Below are 12,540 nucleotides of genomic sequence, written 5' to 3' on the forward strand. Positions count from 1 at the left end.
ACGCCTGTGCGATCAGCGGTCGTTTTCGGGACCGGCGAACACTGTATCATAAGTTTCGGTATTGCCGGTTTCCTGGTCGGTTATCGTGAATTCGAACGCGGTCGATGCGCCGTCGAGTGATCCCGGGTTTGCTGCAACGAAAACCCGGAAACTTCCAACCCGGTCCGGGGCGACATCCAGATTAAACGTCCCGTCCTGATTGGGCGTTTGACCGATAACCTGAAAATCCGTCAATTCAAGGCCGTCAATTGACAGGGTATAGGTCTTTTCAGCCTGTTCCTTGTTGAGCACCTTAAGGGTATAGCCGTTTCGAACGTCGCCATCTGAAAGTGCGACAAACAGCGGGTTGCGGTCGCGCAGGACATTGAGCTCCAGCACCGAACGGTTGGCCAAGCCAAACATCATAACCGCTGCCACCAGCATCAGGATGATGGTGTAAAAAATGGTGCGCGGTCGGATGATCCGCACATGGGTTGCCTTGCCCTGTGAACGAAGCTGACTGTTCTGGACCGAGTCAAATCGTACCAGATCACGCGGGAAGCTGACCTTGTCCATCATCTCGTTGCAGGCATCGATGCACAGACCACAGCCAATACATTCCATTTGCAGGCCATCGCGGATATCAATCCCGGTCGGACAGACATTCACGCAAGCCTGACAATCAATACAGTGGCCGACTTCGGGAACTTCGCCACGTTGCAGGTTCTTGCGTTTGATCGGCCCACGTGGTTCGCCGCGCCAGCCTTCATAGGTGACGATCATGCTTTCATCATCAAGCATGGCCGACTGAAAACGCGGCCAGGGGCACATATAGGTGCAAACCTGTTCACGGGCCCAGCCCGCCAGCAAGTAGGTGGAGCCGGTCAGAAACGCGATGGTGACATAAGTGCCAAAGGTTGCATTGGCAGTGAAAATATCGACCATTACTGTCGGTGCATCATGGAAGTACAGAACAAACGCCCCGCCAGTCGCCATTGAAATGGCAACCCAGGCCAGATGGGTCGCCCCGATCTTCCAGACTTTTTCAAGCGTCCATTTGGATTTGTCAAGCCGCACGCGTGCGTTGCGGTCCCCCTGAATATGACGTTCGACCAGCATGAAAAGGTCGGTCCAAACTGTTTGCGGACAGCCATATCCACACCAGATGCGCCCAAACAGCGAGGTCGCCAAAAACAGGCCAATGGCGGCCATGATCAGGATGCCGGTGATATAATAGACTTCCTGGGGCCAGATTTCGATAAAGAAGAAATAAGCCCGGCCCAGATCCATATCAATCAACACGGCCTGATCCGGTGCAGATGGACCACGGTCCCAGCGCAGCCACGGGACAACCCAGTAGATGCCCAGAAGCGCAATCAGTGCAAACCACTTCAGGTTCCGAAAGCGCCCGGAAACGCGTTTGGGATAAACTTTGTCGCGTTTTTTATACAGCGGCACTTCGTCATACGAGCCGTCGGCAACAACGTTCGGATCGGCTTGCGGCAAATCGGACGGGACCATGTTCGCTACCTGTTTGTTGCTCTGAACCTGACGACTGCTCTCTATGCGGTGGGAACCGCCAGTCGTTTCGCAAGGTTCGGCTGTCAGGTACTTTTCATGTTCTGGCAGCTTTACAGAGCAGACTCTAATTATTCAAATCTCAGATCGACAATACGAAAGGCCCATCAGGGCCACCATGATACATGTCAATTAAGCCGTCATATCATTAGGAAAAGTGACGGGAGCCGCCATGTGGTCGGCAGAAAACAGGAAAGGCCCGCGATTGGAAATTGCGGACCTTTCCCTGATGTTCTGGTTTATTGACCGCCACCAAGGGAGTGGACATAAACCGTCAGCATTTTGATGGTTTCTTCATCAAGGCGTCCACCCCATGCGGGCATGACACCGCGACGGGAATTCATGACCGATTCAGTGATGTTGGCTTTTGAACCGCCATACAGCCAAATCGCATCGGTCAGGTTCGGGGCCCCGAGTTCCTGAACACCCTTGGCATTTTCGCCGTGGCAGGCGGCACAGTTTTCTTCGAAGACGACAGCACCGCGATCGATTGCCTGCATGTCGGTTGCCCGATCAGAAAATGCCAGAACATATTCAACCACATCATTGATCTGATCACGTTCAAGCAATTCATCACGGCCAAATGCGGGCATGTCATTGAAACGGGTGTCTTCGTTGGCATCCCAACGAATGCCGACATGAAGCGTTTCATTGATGGCCTCAAGCGATCCACCCCACAGCCATGCATCATCCTGAAGCGACGGGAAGCCCGGATTGCCGGACCCGCCGGTGCCGTGACAAGGCGCGCAGTTATCTGCAAACACGGCTTTGCCACCTGCCATGGAAAAGTTCAGAAGTTCGCTATCACTCACGATTTCCGGAAGTTCCAGGGCAGCCAGGCGTTCCATATATGGCGCACGTTCTGCAGTCACATTGTTCATGGTTTCATGAAGCTCGGTACGGTTGGTCGTGCCAAACGTTCCCTTGAGATAATCGTTGGCAGTCGGCCAAGAGGGGTAAACCACCCAATAGCCAACCGACCAAATGCAGGTGATCCAGAAGACATAGACCCACCAGGACGGCAGCGGGGTATTGAGTTCCTTGATGCCATCCCATTCGTGACCAGTGGTCTCGCGCCCGGATACTTGATCCTTCTCGACGTTTGTCGACATTGCTCTGTTCTCCCCTTAATCCTGATCCCGGAAGGGAATCTGGGCGTGTGATTCCATGTCCTTGTTGCGCTTTTTGCTGGGCCACATGACCCAGGCAATAATCGCGCCGAACAGCACCATCAGCCACAAACCCCACAGCGGGCGGAAAAAGTCAGCGAGTTGCGTAAAGATTTCCATGACGATCCCCCTTGCGTTAACGCAGGTTCATCTGCGGGTTGTAGGTGGTAAAATCGACCATCCGACCTAACACTTGCAGATACGCAACCAACGCATCCATTTCTGTCAGCTTTTGCGGATTGCCATCAAAATCACCTGTTGCCGCATTCGGGTAGCGTGCGAGGAAATCATCATCCCAAGCCGCATCCTCGCTGGCCTGCAGGTAAAGGTCGGCTTTGGCGGACGCGATCATCTCGTCGGTGTAGGGAACCCCAACCATCTTAAGGGTCTCAAGGTGGGCCTGGGCGTCATCAAAATTCAAGTTGCGCTCCGCCAGGAACGGATAGCCCGGCATGATCGATTCCGGCACAACCGCACGTGGGTCAATCATGTGGGCGACATGCCAGTCATTGGAATATTTTCCCCCGACACGCGCCAGATCCGGACCGGTTCGTTTCGATCCCCACTGGAACGGATGGTCATACATTGATTCTGCAGCAAGGCTGTAATGGCCATACCGTTCAACCTCGTCACGGAAGGGACGAATTTGCTGAGAATGGCAGTTATAGCAGCCTTCGCGGAGATAGATGTTTCGGCCAGCCTGTTCGAGCGGGGAATACGGACGCACCCCTTCGACCTTCTCGATGGTTTGTTCCATCGTAAACAGCGGTACAATTTCGACGATACCGCCGATGATGATGGTCAGAAAAATACCAAGCACCAGAACAAAGACGTTCTTTTCAACAATATGGTGTTTCTTAAGAAGCATATCTCGTTCCCCCTTATTCGGCTGCAACGGTTGCAGGTGTGCCGATTGGTGCTTCGTTGCGAAGATCCCCCTTGATGGTCTTGTAAACGTTCCAGACCATCAGCAGCGAACCCAGCACGAACAGCAGGCCACCGGTTGCACGAATGATGTAGTAGGGATGCATTGCCTCGACCGTTTCGATAAAGGAATACTGCAGGAAGCCAAGCTCGTCATAAGCGCGCCACATCAGGCCCTGCATGATCCCCGAAACCCACATCGACGTGATGTAAAGAACGATCCCGATGGTGCCGAGCCAGAAGTGATGGGCCACAAGGCGCATCGAATACAGGCGTTCACGGTTCCAAAGCACGGGGATCAGGAAGTAAATCGCACCAAACGATACAAAGGCAACCCAACCAAGCGCCCCGGAATGCACGTGACCAATGGTCCAGTCGGTATAGTGCGACAGACCGTTGACCGCCTTGATCGACATGACCGGACCTTCGAAGGTCGACATGCCGTAGAATCCGACAGCAGCAACCATGAACCGCAAAACCGGGTCGGTACGCAGTTTGTCCCAGGCCCCTGAAAGCGTCATCAGACCGTTGATCATCCCGCCCCATGACGGCATCCACAGCATGATCGAGAATGTCATGCCAAGGGTCTGTGCCCAATCGGGAAGGGCGGTGTAATGCAGGTGGTGCGGACCGGCCCAGATATAGAGGAAGATCAGCGCCCAAAAGTGAATGATCGACAGGCGATAGGAATAAACCGGACGTTCGGCACGCTTTGGAATGAAGTAATACATCATGCCAAGGAAACCTGCCGTAAGGAAGAAGCCCACCGCATTGTGGCCATACCACCACTGGGTCAGGGCATCCTGAACGCCAGAGAACATCGAATAGGATTTCGTGCCAAACAGCGAAACCGGGATGGCAAGGTTGTTGCCAAGATGGAGCATCGCAATGGTCACGATAAAGGCCAGATAGAACCAGTTCGCGACATAGATATGCGGTTCGGTTCGTTTCAGAAGGGTGCCGACAAACACCGCCAGATAGCAGACCCAAACGATTGTGAGCCAGATATCAACAAACCATTCCGGTTCGGCATATTCACGCCCCTGGGTCACACCGGTGACATAGCCGATGGCGGCCATGACGATGAATAACTGATATCCCCAGAAAACGAATGCCGGAAGCGCCTTGCCGCCATAAAGCGACGCGCGACAAGTTCGTTGTACGACATAGAAGGACGTCGCCAGAAGCGCGTTACCACCAAAAGCAAAGATCACGGCAGACGTATGCAGCGGGCGCAGACGTCCGAAATTGAGAAATTCGTTATCGAAATTGAGCGCCGGAAAAGCAAGCTGCCAGGCAATGACATCGCCCACGACAAATCCGATAACGCCCCAGAATACGGTCGCAAGTGCGCCCCAGCGCACAACGTCCATATTGTAATCGACAGCAACGGATGGCGATGCTGCCTGTGCCATGCTCCCCTGGCTCATGCTTGACTCCCGTTCAAGGTGGTCGGGTGAACTGTCCAAAACCCTCTTGGGCAGTTTCAATAGTCCCGGTGAACCGATGCCCAATTGCCTGCGGTCCACCTGCACAAAAAGCCCCACCCAAAATGCGCCATGGCAAAACGTCAGGGCGCTTAAGTTCCGGGCGAGGTTTCCAATTTCGAGTAACGAGTATGCGGGCTGTTGACCCAGATGCCATTGACCTACGTCAATCCGGGGTCGGAACTCATTAATTCACTTGGAATGAGTTCTGATCCCAGCCTTGCAAACCCATTGCCCATTCAGTCTGTGGAAATGTTATCGCCCGTCAGAGAGTTTTTGTGCCGAGGGTGTTTATGAACGTGAAACCGCCCAAGGGTGTTGATGCACATCAAGGTTGCCCGGATTTATTTGCGGCATGATCCGTAGAATTCGAGAGGGCAGGATCATGTCAGACGTCTATACGTCACTTCCACTTACAGCGCAGACAGCGGATATGACCTATCCGTTGGTTCAAATGTTGCAAGTCGACATGTCTTTTGACCGTTGGCGGACATTCGTCGACAGATACTGCATGCCGGTTACGCATGACGTCTCGAACATCACCTGCGACGGCGACAATATCCTTTGGCAGCGGCAGCGCGGGTTGATTGTCGTTGCCAATGAACGTGGCTATATCCACGGGCTTTTTTCCTATTATGTGCGTGATGACATGGCCGACGGGATGGTCTTGCATGTGGACAACATCATCGCCGTCGAAATTGTGACCGGCGACCATGTTCTTGATGCCATGCGTGATGCCATGACCCGCCTGGCCAGCATCCATGGCTGTCACAATGTGTATGTTTCGCTTGGCGAACTTGATGAACGGTTGCAGACCTATTTTGCACGCGCTGGTTTTACGCCAAGCAAGGTGCGTTATTGTGCGCCGGCAACGCCCAAGCTATCGGCCTGATTGATACGTTTTCTGATCCGTGACAAAGCAATTGGTGTGATGCCAATGAAGCTTGCGATCTGTGCCTGTGTCAGGCGCGGAACGATATGCGCATAATCCACCAGGAAGCGTTGGTAGCGATCCTGTGCAGACAGGCAGAGAAACTCGTATTCGCGTTTTTCCTTGCGCAGGCTGACCTGTTCATTGAAATCGAAAAAAAATGCCAGAAGCGTTGGTGAATTTGCCGCAGCCTTGCGAACCCTGTCATAGGGAATGGCCAATACGTCACAATCTTCAAGGCAGATGATGGAAAAGGTGCTTGGTTCGCCCAGCAACTGGCATCGCCGTGACCCCATCACGGATTCTTCTACAAAAAAGCTTTTGATCCATTCCTTGCCCTCAAAGGTGACATAGGACATCTGGGCCAGTCCGTTTTGCAGGAAAATCACATCCCGGCATATGTCACCTTGACGGATGATCTGACTGCTTTTCGCGTAATGTGCTGTGCGTTCGCTTCCGGCGATGGCGGGATCTGCACAAAGGCGATCAATGAGGGCACAAAAATCCATGTCGATAAACCCGGGTTAATGTCGCAAGGCCTTTTGATGGTTATCAGCGGTGATCTGACATCAAGATCACCCAGAAGGAAAGCCATTATGACCCAACAAAACGATCCTGTCCTGATTACGGGGGCGACTTCCGGTATCGGGTTGGAATTGCTTCGTCTGTATCATGCCTTGGGCAATCAGGTGATCGCGCATGGACGTTCGGAGACGAAGCTTTCGAAATTGTGCGATCAATATTCCGGCGTGCGTTCGATTAAGGCCGATCTTGGTGACGCCGATGCTGTTGATGCAATGATGGCGCAGGTGATGGCTGATTTCCCCGATCTGTCGCTTGTCATCAACAACGCCGCCATTCAGAACGACGGCCGGATGACGGATGCCGAATTTAGTGCGTCCAATGCGAAAAAAGAGATCGCGATCAATTTTCTTGCGCCTGTTCTTATCTGCCGCGCAGTGATCATGCACCAAATCGCGAAACGGCGTAGCAGGGTCAGGATCGTCAATGTTTCGTCGGGCTTGGCCTTTTTCCCGAAAACCAGCAGTGCGCTTTATTGTGCAAGCAAGGCCGCACTACACAGTTTTAGCCAGAGTTTGCGTTATCAATTGGCGTCTGCGGACGCTGCGGTGGCGATCAGCGAGGTATTCCTGCCCGTGGTTGATACGCCCATGACCAGCGCACGGAATGTACGGAAAATGTCAGCGAAGCTGGCCGCATTGTCGATCCATGATGGGATCGAAGCCGGGCAGGACGAGATTTACGTTGGGAAAGCACGCTGGATTCCCCTGATCAGCCGAATATCCCCGGCACTGATGAAATCAATTCTGCGCAACGGCTAATCCGGAGGGCATGACATGAAAGACTTGATCAAGACTGCATTCATTCTGGCGACTTGTTTTGCTGCGACATTTGGCATTTTGGTTGCGACCGGATTGTTGCAAAAAGCCGATGTGGTGACCTGGCTTGAGCGTGCGGGCGAAATTGATCCGTGGTTGGTTGCCGGTGTGGTGATTGGCCTTCTGTTTGCCGATCTGTTTATAGCAGTTCCGACCATGACGATCAGTTTGCTGGCGGGATATTTTCTGGGTCCGGTTGCAGGGCCACTTGCCGCAGGCACAGGCATGATCTTTGCCGGGGTTACGGGCTATGTCATCAGTCGAAAATACGGACGGTCAGTATTGCATCGCATTATGCGCGATGATGCCCGGTTGGCTGAAATGGAGGATGTTTTTGCCCGCTATGGCATGGCGGTCTTGATGATCTGCCGGGCAATGCCAATCCTGCCTGAGGTATCCTGTTGTCTTGCCGGGGTAACCAGAATGCGGGTTTTGCGGTTCGGCTTGGCGTATCTGATCGGGACGGTACCCTATGTGGTGGTGTGCGGGTATCTGGGGGCGCAAAGTTCACTTGCCAATCCGATGCCTGCGATCTGGGGGGCTGCTGCACTTTCGGTCGGCATGTGGTTGTGCTGGTTTGTACTTATCGGGGTTCATCGCCGCCGCGCAGTTCGGACACCCCGTCAGGTGATTGGCGATATTTCGGATTAACCCGCATGTGGACGTGTCTGGCAATCAGGATTATAAGGCGGGTATGAACGGTATTCCATTTGTCAAAATGCATGGTCTGGGAAATGATTTCGTTGTCTTTGATGGACGACGCGATCCCGCTGTGCTTGATCTTGATAACGCAACGGCCGCCCGCATCGCTGATCGCAAGACCGGTGTTGGCTGTGACCAGTTGATCGTCATTGAACCGGCCCGTGATGATCTGGCCGATGCGTTTATGCGCATTCGCAACAATGACGGCGGCGAGGTCGAGGCTTGCGGCAATGCGACGCGCTGTGTCGCGAACGTCGTCATGGGCGAGTTGGGCCGCAAGGAAGTCATTATTGAAACGGTGGTTGGTTTGCTTGATGCCAATGGTTTGGCGGATGGCCGGGTGACCGTTGATATGGGCCAGGCCAAACTGGACTGGCGTGATATCCCGCTGTCTGAGGCGGTCGATACCAATCACATTCCCCTGTCGCTTGGTCCGCTTTCGGATGCCGTCGGGGTGAATATCGGAAATCCACATGGCGTTTTCTTTGTCGATAATGCCGAAGAAATTGACATCGAAAAACTTGGTCCGGTGCTTGAACATCACGAAATGTTTCCCGAGCGCGCCAATATCGAAGTCTGTAGCCTTATCGGTGAAGACAAAATTCGCATGCGGGTCTGGGAACGTGGTGTCGGGGTTACCCGTGCCTGCGGAACCGGGGCCTGCGCAGTTGGTGTTGCAGCTGCACGGCGTGGATTGACCGGTCGCAAGGTTGAAGTGATCCTTGATGGTGGGCCGCTGACCATTGAATGGTTGCCCGATGATCATGTCTTGATGACTGGGCCGGTGGCGACCAGTTTTTCCGGTTTCTTACATGCGTCCCTGTTGGGGAACCACTAAGCAGAATTTGAAATCCGGCCGATATTTCCTGTTTGGCCGGTTTTTCATGCAGGTATTTGTACGGACTTGATCCAGTCTTGCGTCCATGGACCTGATCGGGCAAAACAGGGCGCATCAGGATTTGGTTCGATCCATGTCGGGACACCCAATCCCGTCTTTTGTGAAACTCAAAAGCAGGTTCAGATAATGGCTGACTTCAATACGCTTGACGGTGTCAATGTCGCTGGCAAGCGCGTTTTGCTGCGCGCTGATCTTAATGTTCCGATGAAGGATGGTGTTGTTGGGGATACGACCCGTATCGACCGCACAGTCCCTGGACTGATCGAATTGGCCGATGCCGGTGCGAAACTGGTGGTGATTACCCATTTCGGTCGTCCCAAAGGCGAACGCGTCCCTGAAATGAGCCTGAAACCGGTTGCAGATGCCCTTGCCAAGCAACTTGGGCGGTCGGTGAAATTTGCCGATGATTGCATCGGTGATGCGGCCGCAAGCGTCGTGAACAGCCTTGAAAACGGCGAGATCGCGTTGCTTGAAAACCTGCGCTACCACGCAGAAGAAGAAAAGAACGACCCGGCTTTCGTTGCAGAATTGGCGAAACTTGGCGATCTTTTCGTCAATGATGCGTTTTCATGTGCACACCGCGCACACGCTTCGACCGAAGGTTTGGCACGCGCGCTTCCGGCCTATGCCGGCCGTTTGATGCAGGTTGAACTCGAAGCCCTGGGCAATGCGCTTGAAGCACCGAAGCATCCAGTGATGGCAATTGTTGGTGGTGCAAAGATTTCCACCAAACTTGATCTGTTGGGAAATCTGGTGGCCAAGGTCGATCAATTGGTGATCGGTGGTGGCATGGCCAACACCTTCCTTGCAGCCAAGGGGGTTAATGTTGGCAAGTCGCTGTGCGAGCATGACCTGCTTGCAACCGCACGCGAGATTTTCACCAAGGCCGAAGCTGCCAATTGCGAAATCGTCCTGCCGGTCGATGGTCTGGTTGCCCAAGAATTTGCCGCCAATGCGCCGCATGATGTGTCTGACATCAATGATGTGGCAGCAGACGGCATGATCCTTGATGCTGGCCCGAAAACGATTGAAGACCTCAATAAACGCCTTGAAACCTGCGAGACGCTGGTATGGAACGGTCCGCTTGGTGCGTTTGAAATCACACCGTTTGATACCGCAACCGTTTCTGTCGCCCAACATGCCGCCAAGCTGACCAACGAAGGCAGGCTTCTGTCGGTTGCAGGCGGGGGTGATACGGTGGCAGCCTTGCGCCATGCTGATGCAGATCAGGCGTTTTCATATGTCTCGACCGCAGGCGGTGCGTTTCTTGAATGGCTAGAAGGCAAAACCCTTCCAGGTGTTGCAGCGCTCCGCGCCAAGTAAGCAAACGTGCCTAAGGCCCAAAATGACAAGCCCCGCCAAACTGGCGGGGCTTTCTTTTGCTCAAAGACAGAACAGGGCAGCGTGATTTAATTACGTTTTCTCGCTCTCGGCATAGAAAATAAGGCTGATGCTTCTGATTACTGGTGGAATAGACCGGATGATATGGGCCAGGCCCAAAACAAGCACACCGTGGGACCCTTTGAAATTGCCCGACGTCAAATCTTCAAACAGCGTATCACCTGTATCACCGAGTGCTGTGAACAATAAGATGAAGCCGACAGACGCATCGACCCACTGGTTGCGCGCCCAGGATTCCAGTCTTTTTAACCAAGGAAACATCGCTTACCCCTTTTAGCGTTGTTTGAAGGTCGCTCGGCAATCTCTGTTGGTTCTATGCTGTATGCGACCGGTCGTTTGGTTTCTTGTCTCAGGGGTATGATGATAGAGCTTCGCGCCAAGGTCGAGAGTATTAATGAATAAACTCTAATCTTGGTGCTTGTTCACGTCCGGCAGGCTGTTTTGCGCGGTGCTTTGCATGATCGCGTCCCGATCTTTCAGGAAGCTGGCATAGCCACCCTCCATCATTGCGCTGCCCAATTCTATATAGACTGTGAACAAGCGCGATAATGTGTCGGCCTCGTCGGTATCAAGTACAGAAAGCAACTCGCTCGATCGGGCCTGACCGGTTTCAAAATGCTCCCAGGCATGTTCAAGCAGGATCTTGCCCAGATAATCCAGATCGTCATACTTTCCCTGACCAATGGCATTGCGGATTTCACCAAGGGTGATATCGGCAGCAATCAGCATTTCCGCTGGGATCGTGACCAAACGGTCCGGGCCTTTGATGTCTTCGGGCAGGTCGCGCAGGATATGGATGATATAGCAAAAGATAGCCATATCGCGTGCGTGATACAGCGGCGGATTGGTCAGCGGCGAGGTATAGCCGATTTCCGGATCATGACGTGCAGAGATCAAATAGACAAAGATGGATGCCGGTGCGGCGGTTGCACCTTCGCAATAGGCAATGAAATCATCCCATTCATCCATCGGTTCTTCGGCAATGTCACGATGAAGGGCGTCTGCCAATTCAATCCACGGATCCGCAGGTAAATCACTGCGCCCAAGTGTCAGACGCAGGGCGTCATAGACAGAGTCATTGAGCGGCCCGCTTTCAGGCAGGGGATTATCCATATTGGCCTTGGCCGCCATGACCTGCGCCTGCCACTGCTGAATCGTATCAAGAATATCTTCGCGCATGGCATCGCGTTCGGCATCAGGCAGTTCGAGGAAGCCGTCATCGACGATATCGTCAATCACGCGCATGGATGCATAGGCGGCAAGGAAGAAACGCTGCCGTTCGGGGGAAAGCCGCATGGCTGCACGATAAAGGTTGGCGTTTTTTGCAGCTGCCAGCTTGTTACAGGCATCGAATGGTGCGCCAAGTACGGCATTTTCAGGTGGGAGCGAATGGCTCATGCGCGTCTATATTTCCCTTTGGTTGCCCTTCAAACAGTCATACAGGACTGCCAGCCCTGTGCAATAGTGGAATTGTTGCGGGCGCAACACCGTGTTGGGTTTGGGTCAGAATTTAATTCTGTAACTTGCCGTCAGTCCAAGCATGGCATCAATGCCATCAAGAAGGCCATCGTTGGGATTTTGCGCGCCAAGGTCACGTGAAACCGATCCATGCATACCAATCCAGATGTCGGGAAGTGGCATATATGACAAGGAGCCAGCCAGTCCGGCGTCGTTGGTCAGGCCATCACCGCCAACAACAAAACCATGGCGCGTAGACTGGCCTGCAGCGAATTCATCTGTTTGGTAAACGCCAATGCCGCCCGGTGCGGAACTGTCGAGATCAAAAAACGGCCCCATCGCAAACCCGATTTCAGGTGAGGGGGAATACCCAAGGCCGATTTGCCCGCGCATACCCTGTTCTGAGCGGGACGTGCTTCCCAGTTCCAACCAATAGTGCGATGTGTCTGTTGGATCATCTGCAGAAGGCCCAAGGGCAATGCCATAGCGCGCAGACGGGGTAAGATCGGCCATGGAGCCGATCCGACCGAATGGGGGCAGGATGCCTGTCCCAAACATGCTTCCGCCGGGAATCAGGTGTGTGCCATCTTGTGCAGGAATATTATCTTCCGGG

The 12,540-nt window shown here is 53.5% G+C and carries 14 protein-coding genes; 5 read left to right on the forward strand and 9 right to left on the reverse strand.

All coding sequences use genetic code 11. From position 1 onward, the window contains the following. Positions 1–12: 12 nt before the first annotated feature. From ccoG to ccoN, 5 genes are all read right to left on the reverse strand, one after another. Entirely contained in the window at positions 13–1,500 is a 1,488-nt protein-coding gene (gene ccoG / locus JF44_RS0106215; protein WP_033068088.1) for a cytochrome c oxidase accessory protein CcoG, read from the reverse strand. Positions 1,501–1,796: 296 nt separating this feature from the next. After that, entirely contained in the window at positions 1,797–2,669 is an 873-nt protein-coding gene (ccoP, locus tag JF44_RS0106220; protein ID WP_033068089.1) for a cytochrome-c oxidase, cbb3-type subunit III, read from the reverse strand. A 15-nt stretch (positions 2,670–2,684) separates the two neighbouring features. Further along, positions 2,685–2,846 carry a cbb3-type cytochrome c oxidase subunit 3 gene (locus tag JF44_RS20135; protein WP_081944350.1) on the reverse strand — a complete coding sequence of 54 codons (162 nt, stop codon included), beginning with the start codon at positions 2,844–2,846 and terminating at the stop codon, positions 2,685–2,687. 16 nt (positions 2,847–2,862) lie between these two features. Then, positions 2,863–3,594, reverse strand: coding sequence for a cytochrome-c oxidase, cbb3-type subunit II (gene ccoO / locus JF44_RS0106225; RefSeq protein ID WP_033068090.1), 732 nt, complete (start codon positions 3,592–3,594; stop codon positions 2,863–2,865). A gap of 13 nt (positions 3,595–3,607) precedes the next feature. Continuing rightward, on the reverse strand, positions 3,608–5,065 hold the full coding sequence (ccoN, locus tag JF44_RS0106230) for a cytochrome-c oxidase, cbb3-type subunit I (RefSeq protein ID WP_033068197.1): 1,458 nt from the start codon (positions 5,063–5,065) through the stop codon (positions 3,608–3,610). Between the two features lie 457 nt (positions 5,066–5,522). Here ccoN and JF44_RS0106235 point away from each other — a divergent pair, with 457 nt between their 5' ends. After that, complete coding sequence (locus JF44_RS0106235; RefSeq protein ID WP_033068091.1) at positions 5,523–6,029, forward strand: hypothetical protein; 507 nt, start codon at positions 5,523–5,525, stop codon at positions 6,027–6,029. Here the strand turns inward: JF44_RS0106235 and JF44_RS0106240 are convergent. Continuing rightward, positions 5,993–6,577: a Crp/Fnr family transcriptional regulator gene (locus JF44_RS0106240; RefSeq protein WP_052065501.1), complete on the reverse strand. Its 585-nt coding sequence runs from the start codon at positions 6,575–6,577 to the stop codon at positions 5,993–5,995. The genes JF44_RS0106235 and JF44_RS0106240 overlap by 37 nt on opposite strands. Before the next feature lie 87 nt (positions 6,578–6,664). On the opposite strand from JF44_RS0106240, the gene JF44_RS0106245 reads away from it, so the two are divergent. The 4 genes from JF44_RS0106245 to JF44_RS0106260 all read left to right on the forward strand — a co-directional run bounded on the left by JF44_RS0106245 (position 6,665) and on the right by JF44_RS0106260 (position 10,391). Then, complete coding sequence (locus JF44_RS0106245; protein ID WP_033068199.1) at positions 6,665–7,411, forward strand: SDR family oxidoreductase; 747 nt, start codon at positions 6,665–6,667, stop codon at positions 7,409–7,411. A 15-nt stretch (positions 7,412–7,426) separates the two neighbouring features. Then, positions 7,427–8,119, forward strand: coding sequence for a TVP38/TMEM64 family protein (locus JF44_RS0106250; protein ID WP_033068092.1), 693 nt, complete (start codon positions 7,427–7,429; stop codon positions 8,117–8,119). Positions 8,120–8,162: 43 nt separating this feature from the next. Further along, the gene (gene dapF / locus JF44_RS0106255; protein WP_033068200.1) at positions 8,163–9,008 is read left to right on the forward strand and encodes a diaminopimelate epimerase; all 846 of its coding nucleotides are present in this window, start codon (positions 8,163–8,165) and stop codon (positions 9,006–9,008) included. Between the two features lie 186 nt (positions 9,009–9,194). Beyond that, positions 9,195–10,391, forward strand: coding sequence for a phosphoglycerate kinase (locus JF44_RS0106260; RefSeq protein WP_033068093.1), 1,197 nt, complete (start codon positions 9,195–9,197; stop codon positions 10,389–10,391). Positions 10,392–10,481: 90 nt separating this feature from the next. Here the strand turns inward: JF44_RS0106260 and JF44_RS0106265 are convergent, their stop codons facing one another. The 3 genes from JF44_RS0106265 to JF44_RS0106275 all read right to left on the reverse strand — a co-directional run bounded on the left by JF44_RS0106265 (position 10,482) and on the right by JF44_RS0106275 (position 12,440). Continuing rightward, a complete protein-coding gene (locus tag JF44_RS0106265; protein WP_033068094.1) occupies positions 10,482–10,730 on the reverse strand; it encodes a hypothetical protein in 249 nt (82 codons plus the stop codon). 144 nt (positions 10,731–10,874) lie between these two features. After that, positions 10,875–11,867 (reverse strand): squalene/phytoene synthase family protein, encoded by a 993-nt coding sequence (locus tag JF44_RS0106270; protein WP_033068095.1) that lies wholly within the window; start codon positions 11,865–11,867, stop codon positions 10,875–10,877. 105 nt (positions 11,868–11,972) lie between these two features. Continuing rightward, positions 11,973–12,440 carry a hypothetical protein gene (locus JF44_RS0106275; protein ID WP_156111616.1) on the reverse strand — a complete coding sequence of 156 codons (468 nt, stop codon included), beginning with the start codon at positions 12,438–12,440 and terminating at the stop codon, positions 11,973–11,975. Positions 12,441–12,540: the final 100 nt, after the last annotated feature.

Source organism: Thalassospira australica, from assembly GCF_000763295.1.
GTDB classification, from domain to species: domain Bacteria; phylum Pseudomonadota; class Alphaproteobacteria; order Rhodospirillales; family Thalassospiraceae; genus Thalassospira; species Thalassospira australica.

Bases quoted from the DNA above. Each gene is read 5' to 3' on its own strand.
- ccoG (WP_033068088.1), bottom strand. From the start codon at position 1,500: ATGGTCCCGTCCGATTTGCCGCAAGCCGATCCGAACGTTGTTGCCGAC.
- ccoP (WP_033068089.1), bottom strand. From the start codon at position 2,669: ATGTCGACAAACGTCGAGAAGGATCAAGTATCCGGGCGCGAGACCACT.
- JF44_RS20135 (WP_081944350.1), bottom strand. From the start codon at position 2,846: ATGGAAATCTTTACGCAACTCGCTGACTTTTTCCGCCCGCTGTGGGGT.
- ccoO (WP_033068090.1), bottom strand. From the start codon at position 3,594: ATGCTTCTTAAGAAACACCATATTGTTGAAAAGAACGTCTTTGTTCTG.
- ccoN (WP_033068197.1), bottom strand. From the start codon at position 5,065: ATGGCACAGGCAGCATCGCCATCCGTTGCTGTCGATTACAATATGGAC.
- JF44_RS0106235 (WP_033068091.1), top strand. From the start codon at position 5,523: ATGTCAGACGTCTATACGTCACTTCCACTTACAGCGCAGACAGCGGAT.
- JF44_RS0106240 (WP_052065501.1), bottom strand. From the start codon at position 6,577: ATGGATTTTTGTGCCCTCATTGATCGCCTTTGTGCAGATCCCGCCATC.
- JF44_RS0106245 (WP_033068199.1), top strand. From the start codon at position 6,665: ATGACCCAACAAAACGATCCTGTCCTGATTACGGGGGCGACTTCCGGT.
- JF44_RS0106250 (WP_033068092.1), top strand. From the start codon at position 7,427: ATGAAAGACTTGATCAAGACTGCATTCATTCTGGCGACTTGTTTTGCT.
- dapF (WP_033068200.1), top strand. From the start codon at position 8,163: ATGAACGGTATTCCATTTGTCAAAATGCATGGTCTGGGAAATGATTTC.
- JF44_RS0106260 (WP_033068093.1), top strand. From the start codon at position 9,195: ATGGCTGACTTCAATACGCTTGACGGTGTCAATGTCGCTGGCAAGCGC.
- JF44_RS0106265 (WP_033068094.1), bottom strand. From the start codon at position 10,730: ATGTTTCCTTGGTTAAAAAGACTGGAATCCTGGGCGCGCAACCAGTGG.
- JF44_RS0106270 (WP_033068095.1), bottom strand. From the start codon at position 11,867: ATGAGCCATTCGCTCCCACCTGAAAATGCCGTACTTGGCGCACCATTC.
- JF44_RS0106275 (WP_156111616.1), bottom strand. From the start codon at position 12,440: ATGGCCGATCTTACCCCGTCTGCGCGCTATGGCATTGCCCTTGGGCCT.